This is a genomic window from Collinsella aerofaciens (assembly GCF_020709435.1).
GTDB classification, from domain to species: domain Bacteria; phylum Actinomycetota; class Coriobacteriia; order Coriobacteriales; family Coriobacteriaceae; genus Collinsella; species Collinsella aerofaciens_AU.
This window is the reverse complement of record NZ_JAJFDP010000003.1, coordinates 36,581-62,418: the sequence shown is the minus strand read 5'-3', so window position 1 is coordinate 62,418 and position 25,838 is coordinate 36,581. Positions and strand designations below refer to the sequence as shown.

Genomic DNA, 25,838 nt, shown 5'->3' with positions numbered 1-25,838 from the left:
CCTCGCACTAAAAAGGCGCCCGGACCGTGTGGCCCGGACGCCTTTCATTGTAGCCTGTTGCCCAAACGAGCCGAATTTAGCAGGAGAAGTCGACGCTGTCGATGATGTCCTTGAGGGCCTTGGCGGAGGCGGTGAGCTCATGCTGCTCGTCATCGTTCAGCGGCACGGGGACGCGGCAGACGACGCCGTCGCGGCCAACGACCGTCGGCATGGAGATGGCCAGATCGGACAGGCCATACTCGCCCACCATGAGCGAGGAAACGGGCAGAACGGTCTGCTCATCACGCATAACAGCGGTGCAGATGCGCTTAACGGCCATGGCGACGCCGTAGTAGGTGGCGTGCTTCTTCTCGATGATGGTGTAGGCGGAGTTCTTAACGTCCTCGGCGATACGCTTCTCGGCAGCCTCGTGCTCCAGATGACCGTGAAGCTCGCAGAAGGTGTTCAGCGGAACGCCAGCAACCTGAGCGCTGGACCAAGCGACAAACTCGGAGTCGCCGTGCTCGCCCATGACATAGGCCTGGACATCGCGCGGGTCAACCTCGACGTGGGCACCAAGCATCTGCTGCAGACGGCCAGTGTCGAGCACGGTACCGGAGCCGATGACATGGCCCTCGGGCAGGCCGGACATCTTGATGGCAGCATAGGTCAGAACATCAACCGGGTTGGAGACGATTAGCAGAATGCCGTCGAAGCCGGACTTCTTAATCTCGGGGATAATGGACTTAAAGATGTTAACGTTCTTGTTGACCAGGTCCAGGCGGGTCTCACCGGGCTTCTGGGCAGCGCCAGCGGTGACGACGATCATGGCGGCGTCGGCGACATCGGAATAATCGCCGGCGTAGATCTTCATCGGCTCGGCAAACGTCATGCCGTGCGCGATATCCAGAGCCTCACCCTCGGCGCGGTTCTTGTCCACGTCGATGAGGACCATCTCGGAGAACAGACCGCTCTGCATCAGAGCGAACGCCGAAGACGAACCGACGAAGCCGCAGCCGACAATAGCGACCTTCTTCTCGTTAACCATTAGAAACTCCCATCTCTCTCCACAAACAAGCCGCCCGGGAACGACCCGAGCGGCTTGCCGTAATCCCAATACATCCAATCGGGACTTTGATTATGCTCCTATTCGCAGCCAAAAATCGACCGTTTACCGAAATTGTTTGCAGAATTCGTAAAATAACTGCACGAAATCGGTTTCGAGCTATTGACGAGTCGAAATAGGTTTCTAATACAGGCCCGCCTCGCGAATGGCCTCGACAGCCAAAGCGATCTGATCGGGCGGCAGGACCAGCGCCATGCGCACGTGCCCCTCGCCCGAAGGGCCAAAGCTCGCGCCCGGCGTCACCACAACGCCGGCCTTCTCCATGAGCTCCTCGCAAAACGCCATGGAATCGGTGCGACCACCGGGAAGCTTGGCCCACACAAACATAGAGCCATGCGCGTTGGGACGCTCCCAGCCCAGGCCCTCAAGACCGTCGCACAGGGCATCGCGGCGTTCCTGGTACTTCAGACGCTGCGCCTCGACCTCATCGCGCGGACCGTTCAGGCACGCGATGGCGGCCTTCTGAATCGGGAAGAACATACCAAAGTCGATCTGGCCGCGCAGCTTGGCAAAGGCAGAGACCACATCCTCGCGACCGACCAAAAAGCCGATGCGGGCACCGGTGACGTTAAACGACTTGGAGAGCGAGAAGAACTCAACGCCCACCTCGAGCGCGCCGGGATACTGCAAGAAGCTGCCGCCGGGCTCGCCGTCAAACACGATGTCGGAGTACGCGTTATCATGGACGATCAACAGATCATGCTCGCGGGCAAAGGCGATAATCTCCTCGTAGACCTCGGGCGTGCCCACCGAGCCGACCGGGTTCGCGGGCAGCGACACGATCATGTACTTGGCACGATCGGCAACCTCGGGATCGATACCCGCCACATAGGGCAGGTAATTGTGCTCGGCAACCAGCGGATAGTATTCGAGCTTGGCATCGGCGATCTTGGCACCCGCCTCAAAGACCGGGTAGCACGGATCGGGAACCAAAATGGTGTCACCCGGATCGAGCAGGGCAAGGCCCAAATGGCCCACCCCCTCCTGCGTGCCGTTGCACGACTGCACCATAGACGGCGTAATGCCCGAAACGCCAAAGCGACGCTCATAGTAATCGCACACGGCCTGCTTGAGTTCGGGCAGGTCGCGCAGGGCATACTTCCACATCTCGGGATCTTGGGCTGCCTGCGTGAGCGCCTCGACCACATGGTCGTACGGCTTAAAGTCGGGCGTGCCCACGCTCATGTTGTAAATGGTCTTGCCCTGAGCCTTCAGCGCGAGAAGCTTGTTGTTGAGCGAGGCGAAGACCTCCGCGCCAAAGCGGTCGAGACGCTGCGATGCCTGCATGGTGCCACCTTTCGATATAAAAAACGCGGCGCTCCGACAAGAGCACCGCGCGATACGGGCCATCAGATTGCAAAAGTGTAACGCTTGCAACCCCCGTATTGGTTCAATTTAGCCAACCTTAGTCAACTGGATTGAGCGCGTCGATCTGCGCAAGCCACAGACGCGAGCTAGCGTCACTCGGCATACGCCAATCGCCGCGCGGGCTGAGCGTCACCGAACCCACCTTGGGACCATCGGGCAGGCAGCTGCGCTTAAACTGCTGGGCAAAGAAGCGACGGTAGAACGTACGTAGCCACGTGTGGACGGTCTTGGCGTCGTAGACGCCCTCGAAGCTCTTGAGCGCCATGCGGTAGATCTTGCCCGGCTCAAAGCCAAAACGCAGCAGGTAGTAGAGGAAGTAGTCGTGCAGCTCATACGGGCCCACCAAATCCTCGGTCTTCTGCGCAATCTCGCCGTCGCCCGTGGGCGGCAGAAGCTCGGGGGACACCGGCGTATCGAGGATGTCGAGCAGCGTCTCGGCAATACGCCCGCCAAACACATCGGCCGCATAGCGCACCAGATGGCGCACAAGCGTCTTAGGCACGCTCGCGTTGACGGCGTACATGCTCATGTGGTCGCCGTTATAGGTAGCCCAGCCGAGCGCCAGCTCCGACAGGTCGCCCGTGCCGATGACAAAACCGCCAGCCTGGTTGGCCAGATCCATCAGAATCTGCGTACGCTCGCGCGCCTGGCTGTTCTCGTAGGTCACGTCCTGCACGGCCGGATCATGCTCGATATCCTTAAAGTGCTGTTCCACGGCAGCATGGATTGAGACCTCGCGGAAGCTCACACCCAAGTCACGAGCGAGCGACTCGGCATTGGACTTAGTGCGGTGCGTCGTGCCAAAGCCGGGCATGGAAACCGCCGTGATACCCGTGCGCGACAGCCCCAGTGCATCGAAGGCACGCACGGTCACAAGCAGTGCCAGCGTGGAGTCCAAGCCGCCCGAAAGGCCGATGACCGCAGCCTTGGTACCCGTATGGGCGAGGCGGGTCTTGAGGCCCGCAGTCTGCAGGTCGAGGATGGTCTCGCAGCGCTCGGCCAGGTCGCCGTGGTCGGCCGGCACAAAGGGCGCGCGCGGGAAAACGCGGTCGATATCGCAGGCATCGCGCAAGACAGGTTCTTCGGCCAGCACGCCCTCAAACGAAAACTCAATGGTCGTGGCCTCCGGCGCATCGTCCGCGCGCGTCCACGTCGTCGAGCGACGGCGCTCGGCAACCAGGCGGTCAAGGTCAACGTCGGCGATGGCCATATCGCAGGTAAGCAGTTTGGTCGCGGCGAGCTTGGAGCCGTTTTCGTAGACGAGGTTCTCGCCCGCAAAGACCATGTCGGTCGTGGACTCGCCCTCGCTCGCGTCCGCGTAGGCATAGGCGCAGTACAGGCGCGCGCTCTGGTTGGAAATGAGGCTGCGGCGGTAATCCGCCTTACCGATAATCTCGTCCGAAGCCGACGGATTGAGGATCACCGTCGCACCGGCAAGCGCCATCTCGGTCGAAGGGGGCGCCGGCACCCACAGGTCCTCGCAGACCTCAACGCCCAGCACCATATCCTCGGCACCCTCATCACAGCAGCGGTAGACAAGTCCCGAACCCAGCGGAACCGGACCCTGACCGGCAAACTCGACCCACACGGGATCTGCGGGCGCCGGAGCAAACCAGCGGCGCTCGTAGAACTCGCCATAGTTGGGCAGATACTTCTTGGCCGTGAGGCCCAAAAGCTCGCCCGCACAGCACACGGCGGCACAGTTGTAAATATTCTCGGCAACTGCAACGGGAAGACCGATGGTAAAGACAATCGGCAGCTCACGGGTTTCATCGAGAACATGTGCCAGCGCGGTCTCGCAGGCATGCAGCAGCGTGCGGTTATGGAACAGGTCGGCCGCGGTATAGCCGGTCAGGTTAAACTCGGGCAGCACCAGAGCACGAACGCCGCGCTCGGCAGCCTCGCGAACAGCTGCCAACGCAACCTCGGCATTGCCCTCGACATCGGCAACGCGAATCTGCGGCGATGCCGCCGCCACACGCAAAAAGCCATCAGACTGAGAAAGGTGAAGATTCATAAGAATGCTCCCGTGCGTAGACGCCATTCACAACAATTAGCAAGTCCTATTGTAGTTCAACCGCCGGGTGTAACCGCATCCCACCAACTTGGTGAGCAATTGATGAGTTGATGGTATCTGTTAAATGTCACGTACGATTCACATCTGGTGGGTACCCTGATGGCTACACGAAACGAAGCAGATTTACACCGGGAGGACCCCGTATGACAACCAAGTACACCGACGCGCCGCGCACGCGCGTCATGACACCGGCCGCGCTCAACAACGGCGTGCACGAAAACCATTCCATCGGACAGACCATGGCCATCGCGCCCAAAAAGGGCCTGTTCGATGACATTTCCATTCCTCAGATCATCGCTGGCGCCGCAGCCGCCGCCACAAGTGTCGCGCTTGCTTCCAAGATTGGCATCGCTGGTTCAGTAATTGGCGCCGCCGTGAGCTCGGTCATCACCGTTGTGTCCTCGCAGGTCTACCGCCACTTTATCTCTGCCAGCGCCAAAGCCCTCAAAGGTACGCACGCCGACGTCGACTACCCCGCCGGCGCCTATGAGCCCGTTGAGCTTAATGCCGAGGAGCACCTGGGCGGCGCCGCGACTACGCAGGAGATGCGCCAGGTTGCGGGGCGTGCGACCACGGCGCGCGTCGCCCCTAACAGCCTGCGCGCCAAGGCCGCGGCAGAGCGCAGCCAGACGCAAAAGAAGGTCATCGTCTTCTCGATCGCCATCGCCATCGTCGCGGTCATCGCCTGCACCGGCGCCATCCTTATAACCACCGCCGGTGAGGGTCTGGGCGAGCGCCCCGAGCCAATCCTTTCGTCGCGCACGACCGAGAGCGATGCAAATGGCAACACCCAGTCGCAAGATCAGCAGGCGCAGACGGACGATACGCAAGACAGTTCTACCTCTGCCAATTCGTTCTCGAACACCCAAAACCAATCGCAGGGCACCGATTCCTCTACGGCCAGCAGTAGCACGCCGTCCGGCACGACCGACTCAAGCCAAACGACTGGCGGTTCGCAGCCGAGCACGGGCGGCCAGACGAGCGACACCACTTCGGGAACGGGCACAGCAGACAGCAACAACACCAACGGCTCGAACAGCTCGAGTGGAACCGCGTCCGGCACGGCATCTGACAACTCGAGCCAAGGCACGGCATCGGGCAACTAAGTACATTTGCCTCTCATAGATAACCGACCTGTACAACGGGCGCGAATCGAAAGCGGTTCGCGCCCGTTTGCCTTGGGCGCCGCCATGGCGAACGCTATGCGATGGTAAGATGCTTTACATGTGTAAAGAGGAGATTTGCCATGAGCAAGACAATAGTTAGGTCCACGCTTTCGCTGGGCAACCACATCTATCTGTATCGCCTGCTGCGCGACGCGATTGGGTGCGGCAAGCAAACGTTTATGACACAGGTCGAGGAGGCGCTCGCCGCCGGCGACATGACCGCTTATGACCTGGGCTTTGAGTCCACGCGTGAGCTGCTCGAGGAGCTCGACGACTGCATTAAGCTGACCGTCTTTAAGGGCGGTCGCCTGTATGCCACCGTCATCGCCAACGAGGCCTGGGATGCCGCCCTTGCCAAGGGCGAGGACAAGTCCAAGGCTGCCAAGGGCGCCAAGCAGTCCTACAAAAAGAAAAAGCGCGGTGAGAAGGACCTCAAGGCCGTGCGTCCCAAGCACGTTAAGCGTCCCGAGCCCGAAGTCATGGTTGAAGCCGTGCCGGAACCCGAGCCCGAGACAGAGATCGAAGCCGCTATTGAGGTAACAGCGGAAGCCGAAACCACCGCCACGACCGATCCCGAAGTCATATCTGAGCAGGAAACCACTGCGGAGCTCAACGAAGCTCCCAAGTCGACAACCGAAGAAGCCGCTGACCGGCCCGAGACGTCTGCATTCCAAAACAGCGATGTCTTTGGTGACAAGACCGAGGACGATCAGTCCGACGAGCCCGCCGATCAAGGCGCTACCGAGTCGGCGCCGGAGCCCGAGGCACCGCAGCCCGCCATCTCGCTCACGGTCGTCTATGACCCCGAGAACGCAAACGCCGGCATCACCACCATGGCATCCACGCCCATCGAGGCAAAGTCGAGCGTCGAGAATCAGAGCGCTCCGCAAGTCGAGTTCGACACCGCGACCGCAGACGCACCTGCCATCGTCGAACCCGCAGATTCCGCGGCGATGCCGAAAGCGGACACCGAATCAGTACTCGGCGCCGAACCCGCGCCCGTCATCGAGGTGACGCCCGTCAATGAGCAGGCCTTCGCACCGACGATGGTACCGGCCCCCGCACCCGTAGCGCCCGCCATCCCCGAGGACTTCCCCGTCGATTTCGCAACCGAGGTCTTCTGCCCCGGCCCGCTTCTGCACCAGCTGTCAACCTATCTCCCCTACGGCGCCGACACGCTCGGCATCGTCGGCGAGTACTACTGGATCGCCCGCGAGCGCGGTACCATCGAGGCCGCGCGAAACCGCGCAAGCTTCCCCCTGCGCTACACGCAGGCCGGCGAGCGCCGCGAGGTTACCGTGCGCATCCGCCGCAACACCACCGGTGGCCTCGGATCCACCTGGGCCATCGATAAAGTCGAAGAACCCGAGCAGTAACGACAAACGGCTCAAATTCAAATCAGGATTTGAGCCGTTTTTATTTGTTGATGCTGCGTAACCAACAGCGAGCGGGCCGCAAGTGCCCCAGGTTGCCGTGAAAGAGGAGCGACGCGTACTTCGGTACGCGAACGACGGCTTGAACGGCAAGATGGGGTGCTTGCGACCCGCGCAGCGTCGAGCAGTTACGCGGTTTGGAAAACCGCGTAACGATCTAGTCGCGCGTCAGCTTACGGTGAATACGATGCGGCTGGGCTGCATCCTCGCCCAGGCGCTCGATGCGGTTGGCCTGATAGGCCTCGAAGTTGCCCTCGAACCAATACCAGTTGCCCGGATTCTCGTCGGTGCCCTCCCACGCCAGAATGTGCGTGGCGACGCGGTCCAGGAACATACGGTCGTGGCTAATGACCACCGAGCAGCCCGGGAACTCGAGCAGCGCCGCTTCGAGCGAGGACAGCGTCTCGACGTCGAGGTCGTTCGTGGGCTCGTCGAGGAGCAGCAGGTTGCCGCCCTGCTTGAGCGTGAGTGCCAAGTTCAGACGGTTGCGCTCGCCACCGGATAGTACGCCAGCGCGCTTCTGCTGGTCCTGGCCCTTAAAGCCAAAGCTCGCCACATAAGCGCGGCTCGGAACCTCAGTCTCGCCGACCATCATGTGGTCCAGGCCATCCGAGACGACCTCCCACAGGTTCTTATCGGGGTCGATGCCGGAACGGTTCTGGTCGACGTAAGAAATCTTGACGGTCTCGCCCACCTCGAGCTCGCCCGAAGTCAGCGGCTCCAGACCCACAATCGTCTTGAACAGCGTAGTCTTGCCCACACCGTTGGGGCCGATGACGCCCACGATGCCGTTACGCGGCAGGGTGAACGAAAGGTCATCGATGAGCACGCGACCGTCGAACTCCTTGTGCAGATGATGGGCCTCGAGCACCTTGTTGCCCAAACGCGGGCCCACAGGGATGCGGATGTCGGTCCAGTCGAGCTTCTGGCTTGCGCGGGCCTCGGCCTCCATCTCCTCATAGCGAGCCAGACGGGCCTTGTTCTTGGCCTGACGGGCCTTGGGCGAGCTGCGTACCCACTCGAGCTCGGCCTCCATGCGCTTGGCGAGCTTGGCGTCGCGGTTGCCCTGCGCCTCGATACGGGCGGCCTTGGTCTCCAGATACGTGGAGTAGTTGCCCTTGTAGGGATAAAGGTGGCCACGGTCGACCTCGCAGATCCACTCGGCAACGTTATCCAGGAAGTAGCGATCGTGTGTGACGGCAAGCACCGCGCCCTGGTAGTTGTGCAGGAAGTGCTCGAGCCACAGGATCGACTCGGCGTCCAGGTGGTTCGTGGGCTCGTCGAGCAGCAGCAGGTCGGGAGCCTCGAGCAGCAGCTTGCACAGGGCCACGCGACGACGCTCGCCGCCGGAAAGCACGTTGACCGGCATGTCAGAATCGGGCAGCTGCAGGGCGTCCATGGCCTGGCCGAGCTTGGAATCGATATCCCAGCCGTCGGCGGCGTCGATCTCGTCCTGGAGCTTGCCCATCTCGGCCATGAGTGCGTCCATGTCGCAATCCGGGTCGCACATCTCCTCGCCGATCTTGTTGAAGCGATCGACCTTGGCGATCATATCGCCAAACGCCATGCGCACGTTCTCGATGACGGTCTTGTCGTCATCGAGCGGCGGCTCCTGCTGCAGGATGCCCACGGTGTAGCCGGGGGTGAGCCTGGCATCGCCGTTGGAGACCTCCTCAATACCGGCCATGATCTTAAGCAAGGTCGACTTACCCATGCCGTTGGGGCCCACGACGCCGATCTTGGCACCGGGGTAGAAGCTCAGGGTCACGTCGTCAAGAATTACCTTGTCGCCATGGGCCTTGCGAGCCTGATACATCTGGTAGATAAACTCCGCCATATGCCTGTTCTATCCTTTCTACCTGCTGTTTCCCTATTCTTGTTTCGCTTTAGTGGAAACGAAATGAAAAAACCAGCTCTGAAACTTAACGAAAAAGGGGCATGGTTGCCCATACCCCCTAATACTACCTGGGAAAAGTCCCCCGGAACATACTATGAACTGCGTACGCTAGTTTTCCGCAACCTTAGCGAGCGGCTCGCTGCGATTTGCGCCACAGCAGATACGAGTAGACGTAGACGGCTCCGGCCGAACCAAACGCCAGCACCGCAATCACCGCGGCGACGACTTCACTCGAAAGCACCGCACCTGCCACGCCCATTACGATGAGGCCAGCACCCAGCACCATAAAGCAGGCACCGCCAAAGCGCTGCGTACGGCGCCAGTTCTCGGGATCGGCAAGCGCCCAGGGCGTCTTGATACCGAGCGTATAGTTCTGCTTCACACGCGGCAAGTAGTTGCCTACGCCGATGAACAGCAAACCGACAACACCGGAAATCAGCACGTTGACCGAACCGACCGCCGGCACCACGCCCCACACCGTGAGCTCTCCCAGCCAGCTTATGGCGCACATGAACAAGGTGAAGGCAATTACGAAGCCCTGATAGAACTTACCCGAGGTTCGATATGCCTCACCTTTGGGATCGATGCGCGGCACCACGCAGAACATTGCGAGAAGCGCCAGAGGCAGCACGCCGAGCGCGGAGGCCATCCAGCTAGGACCCCAACCGTCGACAGCGCCGTTCGCGCCCCAGTGCGTGGGAATCTGCGCAGGCAAGCTCGGCATCACCATGAGGTGCGCTACGACATTGGCGACGCACAGAGCGACCAGCGCAATCCACACGCGCGACGATACCCCTGTGGGGTGAATGCCCTTGTTTTCGTTATTCATCCTTATCACCTTCATTGTTTGTAAAACCCATAAACCAGCCAATTAAATCCTGCATGACGGTGGTGTTTAAGCTGTATACGATGTTTTGGCCATGGCGCTCGTCGGTCACCAACCCGGCGTTTTTAAGCGTCGCCAAGTGATGGCTCAGCGACGGCTTACTGATATCGAAATGCTCGGCAAGCTCCCCCGCCGTGCAATTGCCCTCGCGCAGCAACTCCAAAATGCGCCGTCGCGTTGGATCGGCAAGTGCCTTAAAACCCTCTCCCGGCATAGAACCTCCTCTCACCAGTTCGTTCGACGCGCACACTATACTCGATATTTAGATGTTTGTCTAATTATCTAATTCAGCAATAGCCATAGAACACTCGTTCGCTTTTAGTTACAATACCGTTAGAAGCAGATGGGCCAGCTCCCCTCTACCAGAGAAGGAGATGGACTATGAGTATTGACGATGTCCTGACGTTGTTATTGCTTGTAATCGCGGCTGTGGAGCTCGGCATCCACATTGGAGGTCGAATGAAATAGCCGCCCCCGCGTAATGCGAAGACGGCCACTTCTCACGCCATAAACGTGTTTCGGAGTTGGCCAACCCGCGGCCACGGGTGCCATCTGCTTCAATCTTATGCGAATCCCCGCTTCATTTCAACATGCCCCAAGGCCTCAAATAGAATCGCGATAATACCTATAATGGCGATAGCCAAATACGTTAATTACTTCCCCATCGGAGGATATCTATGACCGAAACCGCAGTCGCCGCTCCCGTCGAGACGCGCGACACCAAGCTCGAGATTATCATGGGCCGCGAGGCGCTCGACAAGCTCGCCAATGCCACGGTGCTAGTGCTCGGCTGCGGCGGCGTCGGCTCAAACTGCTGTGAGGCACTTGCTCGCGGCGGCATTGGGCATTTTGTGATTCTAGATAAGGACACCATCGCGCCCAGCAACATCAACCGCCAGGCCATCGCATTTCACAGCACTATCGGCAAGCGCAAAGTCGACGTTATGGAAGCCATGATCCACGACATCAACCCCACTGCCACCGTCATCAAGCGCACTGAGTACCTCCTGAGCGACAACATCGACGAGTTCTTCGCAAGCGTTCTGGAGCAGACGGGCGGCAAGCTCGACTACGTCATCGACGCGATCGATACGATTTCGGCCAAACTCACCGTTGCCAAATACGCCCAAGACCAGGGCATTCGCCTGGTGAGCTCTATGGGCGGCGGCAACAAGCTGCATCCCGAATGCCTGCGCTTCGCCGATATCTTTGACACGGTGCGCGACCCTATGAGCCGCATCATGCGCAAAGAGTGCAAAAAACGCGGCATCAAAAGTCTGCACGTTCTATTTAGCTGCGAGGAGTCGGTTAAGACCCAGCGCCGTGACCCCTCCAACATCCACGAGCGCACCGAACTCGGAACCGCCAGCTTTATGCCGCCCATCATGGGCCAGATGATTGCCGGCGAGGTTATTCGCCAGATCAGTGGACGCGGTACCGAGCGCGTGCGTGCCGACGGCCAGCGCCTAGACTAGCAAGGCACACCGCGATGGAGCTGCAGTCCTTTGATGCTCACTGTCACCTCGACCTGATGGCCAGCCCGAACACCGTTGCCCACGAAGCCGCAGCGATGGGGCTGGAACTCTTTGATTGCGGCGTCGATCCGCGCGATTTCGAAACGGCAAAGAAGCGCGCCGGCAGTGACCCCAACGTTATTGCAGGGGTGGGCCTCCATCCCTGGTGGATTGCCGACGGCCAATGCGGAACCGCCGAGGTCGACTTGCTTTGCGAGTTCGCTAGCCGAGAGCGCTTTATCGGCGAGGTCGGACTCGATTTCTCGCCACGCTTTGCGGGAACCGAGGGAAATCAGACGCAGGCATTTGAACGGCTATGCCGAACGCTATCGCGGCACCCGCTCCCTGGACGCGTTCTGTCCATCCACGCCGTTCGCGCAGTGGGAGCGGCCTTGGACATTTTGGAGTCGAGCGGCCTTCTAAAGGACACTCCCAACTCCCCCATCATCATCTTCCACTGGTTTAGCGGCACTTCGGATGAACTCGTCCGTGCGCGCCACGCAGGCAGCTTCTTTTCCATCAACGAACGCATGCTTGCGACCAAACGTGGGCGCGAATACGCGCGACAGATTCCACTCAACCGTTTGTTGCTCGAAACCGATGCGCCGGCCGAACCAGACGCGGGAACATCCGCGCGACAGCTCGTCGATTCGCTCATAAGAGTATCCGAGGTCATTGCTGCGCTTAAAAACTGCCCCGAGGAGAGCGTCAAGTCGGTCGTCCTGGAAAATTCCCACTCCATTTTCGACTTCCGCTGACCCCAGTGGGCAAAAAATGCCAAATATGAGTACTGTTGTAAAACTTGTCACATTATTATGCATCAAAACAACGACCTGATAATGTACAACTGTTCATTATCAGGTCGTTTTAGCATACTCAGGGACATATTAGACGGCTTTAAGTTGTCCGCAGACACTCAACTAGGACCTCAAGAGCCAAATTTTGCTGCTACTAAATTTGTGACAGTACTCATATTTGGCATTTTTTGCCCACGACCCTCAAGGGACACGCGAATCGCACAACGCGGCCCCCATAAGAGCGTGAGGCAATTCGTCGGCGCTACACTAACTCGTGCATAAGGTCGCAATTTCGCGCATATAGCTCATCAAAGATATGGCGGCGCGATGCGTACAGCTCATGGGCGTCCATATCAGGCTCGATCGTTTGCGCGACCCCAAGAACCCGGGCAAGCTCACCCCATGATGAATAGGCGCCGCCAGCAAGTGCCGCCATAAGAGCATCGCCAAAACATGCGCCCACCGTGACCTTCGCAACCGAAACTGCGCGCCCGCAGACATCGGCAATCGTCTGCATCCATACCGGATTCTTAGTTCCGCCACCCACGAGCATAATGTGCTCAATAGGCAATCCGTGATCTCGCTCGATAATATCAACATGCGCTGCGACCGTATAGGCGACCCCCTCCAAAGCCGCGCGGACCATATGGCCCCGAGTATGCCTTTCGGTCAGTCCGAAGAACACGCCACGCGCCTCGGGATCGTTGAGCGGGGTGCGCTCGCCCGCAAAGTACGGAAGACACAGCAGGCCATCTGCTCCAGGACCTACCTGCCCGGCATCGTGCGCCATGACCTCATAGGCATCGGGGCCACCGGAGTGTTCGGCATCCACGGCATCGCGGTACAACTCGCGTCGCAACCACGCCGTCAACGCACCTGCTGTATTGGTGCCGGCGCAGATGCCGTAAGTTCCGGGGATGATGAATGTCCCTGGCCACAGACGAGCGTCATCGACCATATGGTCCGCCAAATAGATAAAGTAGGCCGTGCTCCCGAGTTGCACCATCATGTCCCCGGGGCAGAACACTCCGGTAGAAATCGCCTCGGCGCCCGAATCGCCTGTTCCGACAAGCACCGGCGTATCCCTCGCAAGACCGGTTTCAACCGCCGCCCGATCCGTGATTACACCGGCGATATCGGTCGCCGCCATGACTTCGGCCATCTGGTCGGGACGGCAGAACCGCGCGCACCCGCGCTCATTAACCTGCCACGTCCCGCGATCGTATAAGGGGAGGAAATCCTCGGCAAGATAACGGTCGATCGTAAACCTGCCGGTAAGCTTGGCGCATAGATAGGACGAAGCCGTAAGAAACTTCGCCGCCCGCTCATGGACCTCAGGCATATTCTCCTTAAACCAAAGGACCTTAGGGGCGATATCCGACGAACACGGATCGTGTCCAAAGAGCTCGCGAGCGCGATCGGGGCCATATTCGGAAAGAAGCTCGTCAATCTGCGGCTTCGAGCGAGCATCAACCCCGTAGAGAATTGCCGGAGCCAAGGCGTGGCAATCTTCATCGACCGGCACGCAATCACAGCCCAAAGCCGACAACCCTACGCAGCGGATCTGGTTCGCCTCGATGCCCGCGCGCTCGATAAGCTCGCGAGACAGCCGGCAAAAATCACCCCACCAAATCGCTTCTGCATCGTGCTGATACCAACCATCCTGAGGGTTCTCGGTCTCATGTTGACAAGATGCCTGCGCCACAATTCGACACTCCGCATCCATTAACACACCCTTGGACGCACTCGTTCCTATGTCGATGCCAAGATAGTACGGCATGCCGCTCACTCCCCTCTCGCGGCACGGGCGGCAGCCATGAACCGCGCGACCCGTTCGGCTTCGACAGGGGCGTCGAGCTTGCCGTCTCGCTTGAGGCAGGTACCGACAAACGCGCCATCATAATGCGAAAACACGTCTGCAACGGTATTCTCGCGGCATCCCGTTCCACATACCACCGGCACATCGCCAACACGGGCGCGTACCTCGTCGGCAAGTTCGCCCGAAGCGCCGCGCCCGGCAGCAGACCCACCAATAACAAGGGCGTCCGGCAGGCAGTTGAATACCAGCGAATCGGCAATATCGGGAGTCGATCGGTCGTTAAGATACACCTCGCCCTCGCTTGTGATGAAATGGAACATCTTTAGGTCATCCAGACGCAAGGCGGCGCGGCGGCGCATGGTGTGCGCAAAGTCACGATTGATCAGGCCAAGATCGCCAGCCCAGGCACCGCAGAAATTGCAGCGTGTAAACTGCGCCTCAACGGCGGCGCACAGCTCGATCGTGGCATCGCCGTCATAAATAGCCTCTGCACCCCAAGGGGTCGAGAAATCTGCGGCAAGAGCTCCGATGACATGCCCCATAGCGGCAAGGGTCACTGCCGACACATGCTGCTCGTAGGGCATCGATAGCTCATTGGTGATCAGAATGCCGTCCACGCCACCCGACTGCAGCGCTTCGAGATCGCGCTTGGCGGCATCGATCACGCGCGAAACGCTGCCGCCCGGATAATACAGAGGATCGCCAGGCAGCGGCTGCAGATGCAGCATGCCAATTACCGGTTTCTCGGTCCCAAACATCGAAGCCATAAACGACATGGTCAATCTCCTTTAGCTCGCCGACTCACAGACATCAACTGCTACTCGCCCAGCACCTCAACGAACACTTTTCGCTTCTGAGGTCCATCGAACTCCGCAAGGTAGATGTTCTGGGCCCCGCCACATACAATGTGGCCGTCTTGAACGGGGAAGAAGCAGCTATTGCCGCAAATCATGCTCTTGATATGACCACAGGAGTTATTGCCCGTGGCACCATAGCTCGGCAAGAAATGAGCATGCGCATAGGGGCCATCGGGCGGGGCAATGCGATCGAGCGTCTCCATGAGATCGGTCTCCACGCACGGAAGCCCCTCGTTCACCACGATGCCGCAAGTCGTATGCGACAAAATAATCGCTGCCAGTCCATCGGTCACCGCACTACGCTCGATGGCGGCATGCACATCTTCTGTGATATCGATGAACTGGTCGGGCGCCGTCGATAGATAGCTCAATGTCTCGAGTGTCACCATGTCACTCATCACCTTTCAGAAAACGCAGCGCCGTACCGGAATACAGATTCTCCCGCGCCTCATCGCGCATGGGCACAGTATCAAGCGCCCGCTTGAGCTTGAAGGCGCGGAAGCGTGGCGTATTGCTGGCAAACATCACCTGATGAGACAGGGCACGCTCATACCACAGCGGTCCCATTTCGACGGTGAAGAGCCGCTGCATCATTTCTTCGGGCGAATCGATATAGGTAATAGAGGCATCCGTATAGCAATTGGGATACTTGAGCAGCATCGCCACGGTCTCGCGCACCCAGGGCCAGCCAAAGTGCGTCAGGTTAAAGCGCACATCCGGATGCGTTGCGATGGTGTGCTCAAACGCAAGCGGGTGGCTTCGCGAAAGCTCCGCATCCGGCTCCCAGGACATACCGGCATGGAAAACCACCGGCTTGTTGTAGCGCTCACAGAGCTTGTAGAGCGGCTCGGCCACGGCATCATCGGGCGCAAAACCTTGCTTTGCCGGATGCAGGCAGAGCCCCTTGGCCCCCAGCTCGGTAAAGGCACGCTCCAGCTCATCGGCGGCGCCACTCACTTGCGGGTCCACGCTCGCGAATCCCCATAGGCGATCGGGGTGCGCGGCAACAAGCGCGGCAACCTGGTCGTTGGTGCCAAAGTGCCCGCCGCACGCCGTGGTCACATCGAGCGGCATGAGCACGCTTTTCCGCACATCGCAGACATCCATTTCGGCCACGAGCTCATCCCAGTCCATGGGGCCCATGTGCCCCATGCCAAACTCACGCTCCCAAAAACCAAAGCCGTCTGGCTCGTCGCCTGGCGTATAGATCTCGCCGTAGAGCATGGGCTGGACCAGCATATCGATTACCATCTTGCACTCCTTTCCAGGCTTTTATTCCTAGTACGGTTCGAACGACCCAATGACTCGGGACGAAAGCTCGGCACCGGCATGCATGCACGCCGGCACGTCAAGCCCATCCAGTACACCCTTGGTGAATCCGGCGATATACGAGTCGCCGGCGCCCACGGTATTGACAACCTTCTCGGCCGGCACGATCCCACATTCATAGAAGCGCTCACCGTCATAGGCGATGCTTCCCTTCTCGCCAAGTGTGGCGACTGCCACGCGCGGGCCCAGCTCCTGCACATGGCGCACCCAGTCGCGCAGCTCCGCGCTATCCTCCTCAAACGACATAAAGGCATAGTCAACGTAAGGAAAATGGTTCTCACAGGCGTATTCGGGATCTTGACTGAACACCGAAAAGTCCATGACGACGGTCTTGCCTGCCTCGTGCCATTCGGGCAGCAGGTCTAAGCAGTTTCCAAACAGGTCGGTATGGATGACATCGTGCTCCAGGATAAATGCCCGGTCATCATCGTTTGGTCGGTACGTTTCCATGACACCGTCAATCGCTTCGAGATGCACGCGGTCGACGCCGTCCTTCAACGCCATGAGCATCACCGAGGTATCGCCGTCCTCCACGCGAAGATGCGAGATGTCGAACCCCTCGGCAGCCAGCGCCTCGCGCATTTTGTCTCCGTACTCGTCCTTTCCGACGACCGACACCGCAGATACCGATATGCCCATTCGCGCCAGGTGGATACCCCAGTCGATGCCATTGCCAGTCGGATAGAACACGCCGATGTTTTGGTACACGTCCGCACAGCAAAAGCCAGCTGCACATGCTTTGATATCCATAGTCTTCTCCAGCAATCAAAAAGGGGCCCACCCAAGGCGAGCCCCTATCCGAATTCCGATGTAATCTAGCGTCAGTCAGCCAAGGCTTCAGCCCCAAGCCTCCCAGCGCTTTCTCAGGCTACTCGGTGATCGGAGCTCCGTGGCCCCAAGAGCCCTCCATGCCGCACACGGTCGAGGCAAAACCTGCCGCAAAATCGAGCGCACGCTCAATGGCCTCAGGTCCGTCCTCGCCGCGCTTGGCGGAATCGAGATAGCACATCAGGAATGAGGTCAGGAACGAGTCACCGGCTCCCATGGTGTCCTTCATGTCCGTTACGGGCTTTGCCAGCTGGCGATAGTAGTGCTCGCCGTCATAGGCGATGCAGCCCTCGGCGCCCGCCGTTGCGGACACAAAGCGCGGGCCCAAATTCTTAACCCAAGCGAGGCGCTCGCGAATCTCATCCTCACTTGCAGCATCGGCAGCGCTAAAGAAGGCGAAGTCAACAAACGGGGCAATCTGCTCATAGTATTCATCGGTGGAATCGTCCGAGAAGTCAAACGATACGGTGATGCCTGCAGCCTTCAGCTTGGGGAGCTCGCGCTCGGTAAAGCAGTAGTTGCCCGAGTGGACTACGTCGAACTGCTTCATGTATGCCAGATCGAAGCGATCGAGCACATAGCGCGCATCGCCACGGATGCCGCCCTCGTTGGAGCCGAGGAATACGCGGTCGCCATCGACCACGGTCACACGCGCCGCGCCGTTCTCGCCAATAAGCTGCTCGCACTTAGCGAGCTCGATGCCCTCATCCTCGAGGCTTGCAATCACATGCTCGGCAGCGGCGTCGTTACCAAAGATGCCCATGTACGCGGAGCGCGCGGCGCCGCACTTCTTGGCGTAAACGGCAAAATTCACCGCATTGCCGCCGGGATACATGGTATGGATATGCTCATAGCGATCGACGACGTTGTCACCGAACCCGAGCGCGTTCACGTTAAAAGCCATGGTATCCATCCTTCCTAGTACTCAACAACGCCCATGTAGCGGCGGAAGTCGGGGTCGTGATCGAACACCTTGCCGCGCGCTGCACGCAGCTCGCAGTTCATAGCGTAGAACAGCACCGGATCCAGATAGGCACGAACGCTCGCCGGCACGGCCTCCATACCGTACTCCTTGGCATCAAGCACCATCAGCGTGTCGGTATGGGTCTCGAGGAACGCCAGGGCGCGCTCGTCCATAGGACGGCACTCGCTCGAGCCCATCTGCAAGAAGTAGAAGACGCCATCCTGGGTAGCCTCAAAGGGGCCATGGAAGTACTCGGCGGAATGGATATAGCTGCAGTGCTGCCACTGCATCTCCATCAGCGAGCAGATAGCGAAGCCGTACGTCTGGCTAAAGTTGGGACCGCTGCCCAGGATATAGAAGAACTCATGCTCCTGGCAAAGCTTGGCGAAGCGATCGCCCAGCTCGGCATTTACCTTTTCGCGTGCGGGAGGCAGAATCTTATCCATTTCGGCAATACCGGCATACATGTCGGCGAGATCGGCGTAGCCCTCCTGCTGGTCGAGCAGCTCGGCCGCGAGCGACAGCGAGATACCGGCAGGAACTTCGGCCTGCGGAACGCCCTCGCCCCACGGGTACACCCAGGTGACCCACTTGCCATTATCGATCTTGGAACCGGCGTTATCGGTCTGCGCGATCACCGTCGCGCCCGCGGCAAGGGCAATCTCGCAGCCCTCGACGACCTCGGGGGTATTGCCGCTGTGACTGCAGGCAATGACCAGAGACTTCTCGCCCAGGCGACGGGGACGCATGATGTCGAACTCACGGGCCGTATAGATATACGAGGTAAACGTCGTCGCCTCGCGCTGCAAGAGCTCATGGGCCGGGATCAGATCGATCATGGAGCCACCGCAGGCGATCCAGTAGACGCTGTCGAACTTGCCCTTCTCGGCAATTGCTTCCTTAATCAGATCATGTGCGTTCATGTTTAGTTCCTTTCCAGCTTGGCCGGCCATGCAGGACGTGTCTTGCATGGCCGAGCAAAATCTTATCTAGTCAATCAGATACTTCTCGAAGGCGGCCATGTTCTTGGCATCTGCCGCCGCCGGATCATCGAAGTAGCGACCGTCCGTGATTTCCTGGCCCAACATGCCATCGAAACCATGGGCGTTGAGCGTGGCGACGAAGGCATCCATATCGTGCTTGCCGTCACCCCAGACCAGATGGCCATAGGGATCGCCGTCGATAAAGTGCATCTCGTGGATCGCACCGTCGCCAAATGCGGCAAACCAGTCCTCGAGCGACTCACCCGCAACGCCCATTGCGGTCGTATCGACCATAGGCTGCAGGTACGGACTCGCGACCTCATCAATCATGCGCTTAGCATCGGCGACGGTCGTCACAAGGTTGCTCTCCTCGGGACGCAGGCTCTCCATCGTTAGCACCAGACCGTGCTCGCCGGCATACTCCGCCAAGATGGATAGGTGCTCGCGACTGCGCTTCCACGCCTCTTCGCGATCCTCGTCCCAGTCACCCCAACCCGAGTTTACGGACATGCGGTCGCATCCCAGCACCTCGGCAAGCTCGATGCCATGCTTGAAGTACGCCAGGCTCCGCTGCTCATGGAGCGGCTTACGAGCGCAATACTGCCATGGGTAGACCACGTTCTCGGGACAGAGCGTCCGATAGCGCAGACCACGGTCGGCGGCCTTTTTCGCCAGAACCTCGGCCTCAAAATACCCAGTGTGATCGAGCGTCACATGGGGCTCGGCGCACCACAGCTCGATGGACTCAAAGCCCAGGCGCTGTTGCGTATCCAAAAAATAGTCGAGCGACCACATGATGTAGTGGATGTTCATGCCCGCGATCTGCTCGCGACGCATCGTCGGTTTGGTTTCAGGCATGCTAAACCTCCTTATTTCGGTCGAACACGATACGTCCGTCCGACATGGTCATATCAACAGCAAGGTCACAAGCATCATGGTAGTCAAGGCCAAACACATCGCGATCGAGCACACAGATGTCGGCAAGCTTACCGGCCTCGAGCGTCCCCAGCTCATCCTCGCGCATGAGGTCATATGCGCCCCCTGCCGTCCACGCACGAAGGAGCTCGGCAATCGTCAGCGTATTGCCCTCATTCACGGACAAACCGTCGGCAAAGAAACCGCCGCATGCGCTAAATACTGATTCGCCCAAGCTCGGAATCAAGAGCGGGAGGTCGGTGCCACAGCACACCGTGCACCCCGCGTCTTCCATACCGCGACGGTTCCAGCTGTGCAGCAGTCGGACCTCGCCGATCTGCCGACGCATCATCGACAGGCAGTCCTCGCGTTTATCGAGCGTGAGGATCTGGGGGTAGACCTCGCAGATTCCGCCCAGCTTGCCAAACAGGGCAAGGTCTTCCGGATCAGAGTTCTCGAGGTCGGTAATCGCATGGCGTCGAAGCATGACTCCGTGTTCATCTCGCGGCAGCGAAGCATACAGCGCAACGGTGTGGCGAACGGCGCCGTCACCCTGACAATGAAGCGAGTAACGGAAGCCCTCGGCATCAATCGCGCGCAGCTCGTCCTCAATCAAACCCCACTCGGGCTCCTCGACAACCGTCTTGCCGGCAGCCCCTGCATCGGCCGTCTCCTCATAAGGATCGATCATCTCGGCAAGTCCTGCCCACACGCCGCGATCGGTCATACGGTTGAAGCCCGAGAAACGAACAAACGGTCCCTGGAAGCGATCGCGCGCCGCACGAGCATAGGACAGATTCGCCCCGGCGCCCACCGGCTGCGACATCATGGAGACGCGAACCGTCAGCTCGCCAGATTCCTCACGACGCGCCATCTCGTCGGCAAATCCGTAATAGTCGTCGAAGGCCATCTCTTTGATAGCCGTGACACCGCGAGCGTTCAGCATCGCCATGTAATCAGAATACCCGGCGCGTACCTCGGGAAGCGCCAGGAAGTCCCGCATCATACGCCAGGTCTTCTCGGCGTAGCAGGCCTCGGGCGTAAAACCATAGCGCTCGCTGGCGGCGGCGTTGAGAACGCACGTCTCGGCACCCGGAGTAAAGCAAACAACAGGAACGTCTCCGAAAGCGTCGTCGAGCGCTGCCGCCGTTTTTTCATTCTCGGCGCCTTCGGCGAGCGATGCGGGAAGGTCGTGCCCAAAGGCGGCGGCACAATCGAGATGGGCATCCTTCCACAAACGCAGAAGCGCTACCACTTCGTCGACGTCAGAGGCTTCGGATAAGTCGGCTCCCAAGCTCCGCAACGCCCAGCCCGTATAGAACGTATGCACATCGACCAAGCCAGGCATGACCGTTCTGTCGCCACAATCGATCACCTCATCTGCCTGGGCGAGAAACGAGTCTACCTCGCCAGCGCTACCGACGGCTTCAATCCGATTGCCGCGTACCGCGACAAAACCTTCAAACGGCTGGTCTTCCGTACCGGTAAAGACGCTCTTGGACGTCAGCACCGTCAAACGATTGGACATCGCGACCTCCTTACGCCGGAAGCATGCCGGAGATGGCGGTAATGACCAAGCCAAACACGACCATGAAGATGAAGAACTTCCAGATGGTCTTCCACCATTGGCCAAACGAGATCTTTGCCACGGCAAGGCCCGCCACCGTCATACCTGCCACGGGGCTAATGGTGTTAATGGTCTGGTTGGCAAACTGCAGCGCCGTTACGGCGGCTTCGGGGTTGAGGCCCATAAGCTCGGTCAAAGGACCCATGACAGGCATGGTAAGCGCGGCCAGGCCGGAGCTCGAAGGAACCAGGAAGGACAGGAGGCCAAGGACAACGTACATGAACGTGGTGTACACGGCGGCAGGGGCTCCAGCAAGCAGAGTGGCAAGTGCCTGAAGGATGGTGTCGATAATCATGCCGCCCTCGGCGATGACCAGAATGCCGCGAGCGATACCGATAACGACGGCTGCGTAGGCAAAGTCGGCAAGACCCTTAACGAACTCATCGGCGATGGTCTGCTGGTCAAGACCGCCCAGGATACCGGCGAGCAGCCCCATGCCAAGGAACACGGCAGAGATCTCGTTCATATACCAGCCCTGCGTAACAAGACCCCACACGATAAGCGCCATACCACCGGCAAAATCAATCAGCACGAGCTTCTGGCGAGTGGTGAACTCTTCCTCGATGGAAGCATCGGTCACGGAGAACTCAATGCGCTTGAGTTTGTCGTCCTCGAACGTAACGGACGACTTGGGGTTCTTCTTGACGCGCATGGCATAGCGCATGGCCCATGCGATGCCGGCGGCGGTGAAAATAACCCATGCAACGGCACGCAACCACAGCTGCGGGTTGCCCTCGATGCCAATGATGCCCTGCGCGATCAAAACGTTGAACGGGTCAATCGTCGAGGCGCAGTAGCCCAAGTTGGGACCGAGGAAGCAGATGATGAATGCCGTCATGGAGTCATATCCGATGCCCATCATGATGGGGATGAAGATGGCATAGAACGGCAGGGCTTCCTCAGACATGCCAAACGTGGTGCCGCAAATGGACAACAGCGTCATCGTGATGGGAATAATCAGAATATCTTTGTTTTTGAGCTTCTTGATTACTCGGCTCATGCCAGCGTTGAGCGCATTGGTCTTCGTGATGATTGCAAACGAACCACCAATCAGCAAGACAAAGGCAACGACATCGGCAGCCTCCTGAATGCCCTTAGTGGGTGCTTGCAAAACCGCAAAGATGTCCTGCCCCAAGTTGGTGGTCTCGCCGGTCTCGGAATCGGTGTAGTTCTTGTCGACCTGTTCATAGGTTCCGGCAACGGCGACCTCACGCTCGCCTGCCGCAGTCGAGATCGTCTTGCGCTGGTATTGGCCAGAAGGAACGACCCAGGTTAAAACTGCAAAAACCACGATCAGCAAGAACATGATCGTATAGACGTGCGGTAATTTGAATTTGAAACGTCTGTTTGTCTTCTTCGCCTTCGTATCTGACATAGATACCTCCAAAGAACCCGAGACCTTATCGTGTCTCGCTTTAACGTTCGCGCAATGCAAACGTCCTATGACGTTCTATAGATTATCAGCGTGTTTTTAGCACTTCAAGGATATTTCGGACAGGTTGCGAAGACTCGGGTGAACGGTCGTTCAACGGCGGCGAACGGCAAAAACGCCCGGCAGGCAATTTAGCCTGCCGGGCGTTCTCTTGATCAACGTCCTAAATATCAAAAACGTAGCGCGATCCTACAATCCGCTGTCGGCCGATGATAAACGGCCGCTGCTGCTCGTCATAGAAATATGCCTCCATATAAAACAGAGGCTCTCCCGTGGGAACGGACAGCAGCCGGGCGACTTCGGGTGACGCACACGCGATCTCAAGCGTGCACGGCTCGGTGCGAGCAGGCCCGCGACCCGTCTGTTCGCGCACGACCTCGAAAATTGATTGATCGGTAAGGTCCGCCTTCGCCAAAAAGGCGTTGTCTTCATAAACGTACGTGTTGTTCTCGAGCATCACGGGGATGCCATCGGCGGTGCGCACGCGTTCGATGCAGATCAGCTCCGACCCAGCGGGAACGCCAAAAAACTGCGCTTCGGTAGCATCGGCCGGCAACACTTTTCTTGAGACAATACGCGCCCCGGGCTCCATCTCGTTGACGCGGCAGGCGTCCGAAAAACTCTGAACGTCGTCCTTCTGGCGGATTTTACGCTTGAGCTTGGGGGCGTTTACAAACGTGCCCCTCCCCTGCTGCTTGGTTAGGTAGCCCTGCTGCACGAGCTCCTCAATGGCCCGCCGAACGGTAACGCGACCAACTTTGTAGCTTTCGGCCAATTCGAATTCATTCGGTATCCGAGCGCCCGCCTTATAGGTACCAGAATTGATGTCATTTTTGATGATATCGATAACCTGTTGATATAGCGGGATTGCCGCTTTTCCGTCGGTCAACCCTTCAGTCGATGGCATTTGCCCTCCCCTAGCAAATATGGAATCAATAATCGGTGCGGATTACGCATCGCCAGTCCTACGCAAGCTCCAGCAGCTCCGGCAGCTGGTCGATAATCTTGTCCGCGGCATCCTGGCTAAAGCCAAAGCGCTCCTCGCGCTTGGCAATAACTGTCAGGCCGGCTCGCTTGCCGGCAGTGATGCCAGGCACCGAATCCTCAACGCAGCAGCAGCGATTCGCGGGCAGCCCCAGCAGGTCCAGCGCATGCAGGTAGATGTCGGGCTCGGGCTTGCTCTCCTTAAACTGCTCGCCGCTCACCACATACTCAAAGGCATCCGACAGCCCGCACGCATTGAGCACTTCCTCGATGCTATCCATGGGAGACGAGCTGGCAAGCGCCACGCGAACGCCACGGCGCGGCAGCTCTCGAATCGTATCCACGGCGCCTGGGTTAATCAAAGCCTGATAGTCGCGCGGACGCTTATGCGCCCACTCGTCCCAACGGATCAACGCTTCCTCGCCAGTTAAATGCCCCTTCCCGGCGCGCTCAAACCAATCGACCAGCATACGCAGGAAGAACTGATGCGAGGTACCAACCTGCCCGTTCAACTCCTCTTGAGTCAGGTTAAGCCCAAGCTCCTTGGCAAACGCGGCAGTCTCGCCCAGGTAGTAATACTCGGTATCGACAATGACGCCGTCCATGTCAAAGATAACGGCGTCGAACGGAAATGCGGACACGGCACCCTCCCTAACAAAAGGGCGCCCGCAAGCGGACGCCCGAGCCATGCACTATCGGCGATTCTAACCCAGCAGCTTATCCAGCGCCACCGCAATGCCGTCTTCGTTATTATTGGCGGTCACCATCTGGGCCACAGCCTTGACCTCATCGACGGCGTTGCCCATGGCAACACCGGTTCCGGCCCACTCAATCATGGACTTGTCGTTCTGGCCGTCGCCAAACGAGACGACCTCGCTGGCATCGATGCCGAGCTTGGGCAGGGCACCCTCGAGCGCGCGGGCCTTGTCGATACCAGGCGCCGTGTACTCAAAGTACCAGTCGGCCGTAAACATGCCCGAAAGCGTCTGGGTAAAGGGCGCATACATCTCCTCGTAATGCGCCTGCAGGTAGGCCGGATCGCCTGCCGTCAGCAGCTTGTCTACGGGATAAGTGTCCACGACCTCATGCAAGCTCTCGACCTCGCGGATCTTAAGGTCGCAGGCATCGCGCTCGTATTTGACGATATTCTTCTGCGAGCCGTCCGGCAGTGTAATCATGCAGCGATACGAGTCCTCTACATGCAGGTCGCGCCCGAGCGAGATCATGGGGATCACATCATAGTTTTGCAGGTGATCAATCAGACGGTGCAGTTCGTCAGCTGGCATGGCCTGGTCAAAAAGGACCTCATCGGTCTGAGCGTCGACAACATGCGCGCCATTGAAAGCGACTAGCAGACCGTCATGGTTTTGGAGGTCAAGCTCCTGTGCCAGAGCATGTAGCCCCCATGCGGGACGACCCGAAGCCAAGATGAGCTTAATGCCCGACTCCTGCGCCGCGAGCAGCTTTTCGCGCGTACGCGGGCTGATCACCTTCTGATCGTTGGTGAGCGTACCATCGATATCCATTGCGATGGCTTTAATTGCCATATGTGCCTCCTTGCATCGTTTTTATCGCGCACTATCTTATCCGAGCCGGGGCACGTTCGCACGGCGCGCGTATGACGGTTGCAAAACCACCCCATTTGAAGCAAAGACAAAAAAGTACTTGCAAAGACGCGTTCCGACATATAAGTTGATAAAAGACCGCCGTTGCGGTTTTAAGTAGATCGAGCATATGAAGTTTGAGTTTTAGCGTGTAAGAGAAGGAAGATCGGCAAAGTACAACCCCAAACGCAATGACAACTTAATGAGGTAACTGCCACATGTGAGGCACCCAGGGCATTGCTGTCTCGATTTT

General features: G+C 58.9%; 23 protein-coding genes. 4 read left to right on the top strand and 19 right to left on the bottom strand.

The annotated features are described in order from the left end of the window. Nucleotides 1-76: 76 nt before the first annotated feature. The 3 genes from LK493_RS03090 to LK493_RS03080 form a co-directional block, all read right to left on the bottom strand. Nucleotides 77-1,027 (bottom strand): L-lactate dehydrogenase, encoded by a 951-nt coding sequence (locus LK493_RS03090; protein WP_006234343.1) that lies wholly within the window; start codon nt 1,025-1,027, stop codon nt 77-79. Between the two features lie 201 nt (nt 1,028-1,228). Continuing rightward, complete coding sequence (locus tag LK493_RS03085) at nt 1,229-2,392, bottom strand: pyridoxal phosphate-dependent aminotransferase (protein WP_006234344.1); 1,164 nt, start codon at nt 2,390-2,392, stop codon at nt 1,229-1,231. A gap of 118 nt (nt 2,393-2,510) precedes the next feature. After that, a complete protein-coding gene (locus LK493_RS03080; protein WP_227790094.1) occupies nt 2,511-4,490 on the bottom strand; it encodes an NAD(+) synthase in 1,980 nt (659 codons plus the stop codon). Nucleotides 4,491-4,693: 203 nt separating this feature from the next. On the opposite strand from LK493_RS03080, the gene LK493_RS03075 reads away from it, so the two are divergent. Beyond that, on the top strand, nt 4,694-5,656 hold the full coding sequence (locus LK493_RS03075; RefSeq protein ID WP_227790093.1) for a hypothetical protein: 963 nt from the start codon (nt 4,694-4,696) through the stop codon (nt 5,654-5,656). A 140-nt stretch (nt 5,657-5,796) separates the two neighbouring features. Continuing rightward, entirely contained in the window at nt 5,797-7,092 is a 1,296-nt protein-coding gene (locus LK493_RS03070; protein WP_227790092.1) for a hypothetical protein, read from the top strand. 214 nt (nt 7,093-7,306) lie between these two features. On the opposite strand, the gene ettA is transcribed toward LK493_RS03070, so the two are convergent. The 3 genes from ettA to LK493_RS03055 all read right to left on the bottom strand — a co-directional run bounded on the left by ettA (nt 7,307) and on the right by LK493_RS03055 (nt 10,146). Beyond that, complete coding sequence (ettA, locus tag LK493_RS03065; protein WP_055251458.1) at nt 7,307-8,986, bottom strand: energy-dependent translational throttle protein EttA; 1,680 nt, start codon at nt 8,984-8,986, stop codon at nt 7,307-7,309. Between the two features lie 184 nt (nt 8,987-9,170). After that, nucleotides 9,171-9,875, bottom strand: a complete 705-nt coding sequence (locus tag LK493_RS03060) for an SdpI family protein (protein ID WP_227790091.1) — start codon at nt 9,873-9,875, stop codon at nt 9,171-9,173. Then, nucleotides 9,868-10,146 (bottom strand): autorepressor SdpR family transcription factor, encoded by a 279-nt coding sequence (locus tag LK493_RS03055; RefSeq protein ID WP_227790090.1) that lies wholly within the window; start codon nt 10,144-10,146, stop codon nt 9,868-9,870. Before LK493_RS03055 ends, LK493_RS03060 begins: the two co-directional genes overlap by 8 nt. 463 nt (nt 10,147-10,609) lie before the next feature. Between LK493_RS03055 and LK493_RS03050 the strand changes: the two genes are divergently transcribed. Together LK493_RS03050 and LK493_RS03045 are read left to right on the top strand one after the other, a co-directional pair. Beyond that, nucleotides 10,610-11,407 (top strand): tRNA threonylcarbamoyladenosine dehydratase, encoded by a 798-nt coding sequence (locus tag LK493_RS03050; RefSeq protein ID WP_227790089.1) that lies wholly within the window; start codon nt 10,610-10,612, stop codon nt 11,405-11,407. A 14-nt stretch (nt 11,408-11,421) separates the two neighbouring features. After that, on the top strand, nt 11,422-12,204 hold the full coding sequence (locus LK493_RS03045; protein WP_227790088.1) for a TatD family hydrolase: 783 nt from the start codon (nt 11,422-11,424) through the stop codon (nt 12,202-12,204). Nucleotides 12,205-12,505: 301 nt separating this feature from the next. On the opposite strand, the gene LK493_RS03040 is transcribed toward LK493_RS03045, so the two are convergent. The 13 genes from LK493_RS03040 to LK493_RS02980 all read right to left on the bottom strand — a co-directional run bounded on the left by LK493_RS03040 (nt 12,506) and on the right by LK493_RS02980 (nt 25,528). Beyond that, entirely contained in the window at nt 12,506-14,023 is a 1,518-nt protein-coding gene (locus LK493_RS03040; protein WP_227790087.1) for an FGGY-family carbohydrate kinase, read from the bottom strand. A gap of 5 nt (nt 14,024-14,028) precedes the next feature. Continuing rightward, nucleotides 14,029-14,838, bottom strand: a complete 810-nt coding sequence (locus tag LK493_RS03035; RefSeq protein WP_227790086.1) for a BtpA/SgcQ family protein — start codon at nt 14,836-14,838, stop codon at nt 14,029-14,031. Nucleotides 14,839-14,879: 41 nt separating this feature from the next. Further along, on the bottom strand, nt 14,880-15,317 hold the full coding sequence (locus tag LK493_RS03030; RefSeq protein WP_227790085.1) for a secondary thiamine-phosphate synthase enzyme YjbQ: 438 nt from the start codon (nt 15,315-15,317) through the stop codon (nt 14,880-14,882). Next, nucleotides 15,310-16,170, bottom strand: coding sequence for an amidohydrolase family protein (locus LK493_RS03025; RefSeq protein ID WP_227790084.1), 861 nt, complete (start codon nt 16,168-16,170; stop codon nt 15,310-15,312). Before LK493_RS03025 ends, LK493_RS03030 begins: the two co-directional genes overlap by 8 nt. Nucleotides 16,171-16,197: 27 nt before the next feature. Beyond that, entirely contained in the window at nt 16,198-16,998 is an 801-nt protein-coding gene (gene frlD, locus LK493_RS03020; RefSeq protein WP_227790083.1) for a fructoselysine 6-kinase, read from the bottom strand. Nucleotides 16,999-17,116: 118 nt separating this feature from the next. Continuing rightward, nucleotides 17,117-17,980 (bottom strand): PfkB family carbohydrate kinase, encoded by an 864-nt coding sequence (locus tag LK493_RS03015; protein WP_227790082.1) that lies wholly within the window; start codon nt 17,978-17,980, stop codon nt 17,117-17,119. A gap of 14 nt (nt 17,981-17,994) precedes the next feature. Then, on the bottom strand, nt 17,995-18,963 hold the full coding sequence (locus LK493_RS03010) for an SIS domain-containing protein (protein ID WP_195622406.1): 969 nt from the start codon (nt 18,961-18,963) through the stop codon (nt 17,995-17,997). Nucleotides 18,964-19,029: 66 nt separating this feature from the next. After that, on the bottom strand, nt 19,030-19,881 hold the full coding sequence (locus tag LK493_RS03005; RefSeq protein ID WP_227790081.1) for a sugar phosphate isomerase/epimerase family protein: 852 nt from the start codon (nt 19,879-19,881) through the stop codon (nt 19,030-19,032). 1 nt (nt 19,882) lies between these two features. Next, on the bottom strand, nt 19,883-21,466 hold the full coding sequence (locus LK493_RS03000) for an amidohydrolase (RefSeq protein ID WP_227790080.1): 1,584 nt from the start codon (nt 21,464-21,466) through the stop codon (nt 19,883-19,885). Between the two features lie 10 nt (nt 21,467-21,476). Continuing rightward, complete coding sequence (locus LK493_RS02995) at nt 21,477-22,940, bottom strand: YfcC family protein (protein ID WP_195622409.1); 1,464 nt, start codon at nt 22,938-22,940, stop codon at nt 21,477-21,479. 220 nt (nt 22,941-23,160) lie between these two features. Next, complete coding sequence (locus LK493_RS02990; RefSeq protein ID WP_195622410.1) at nt 23,161-23,904, bottom strand: GntR family transcriptional regulator; 744 nt, start codon at nt 23,902-23,904, stop codon at nt 23,161-23,163. Nucleotides 23,905-23,962: 58 nt separating this feature from the next. Then, a complete protein-coding gene (locus tag LK493_RS02985; protein WP_321573262.1) occupies nt 23,963-24,622 on the bottom strand; it encodes an HAD family hydrolase in 660 nt (219 codons plus the stop codon). A 63-nt stretch (nt 24,623-24,685) separates the two neighbouring features. Then, on the bottom strand, nt 24,686-25,528 hold the full coding sequence (locus LK493_RS02980; protein ID WP_195544145.1) for a Cof-type HAD-IIB family hydrolase: 843 nt from the start codon (nt 25,526-25,528) through the stop codon (nt 24,686-24,688). Nucleotides 25,529-25,838 lie beyond the last annotated feature (310 nt).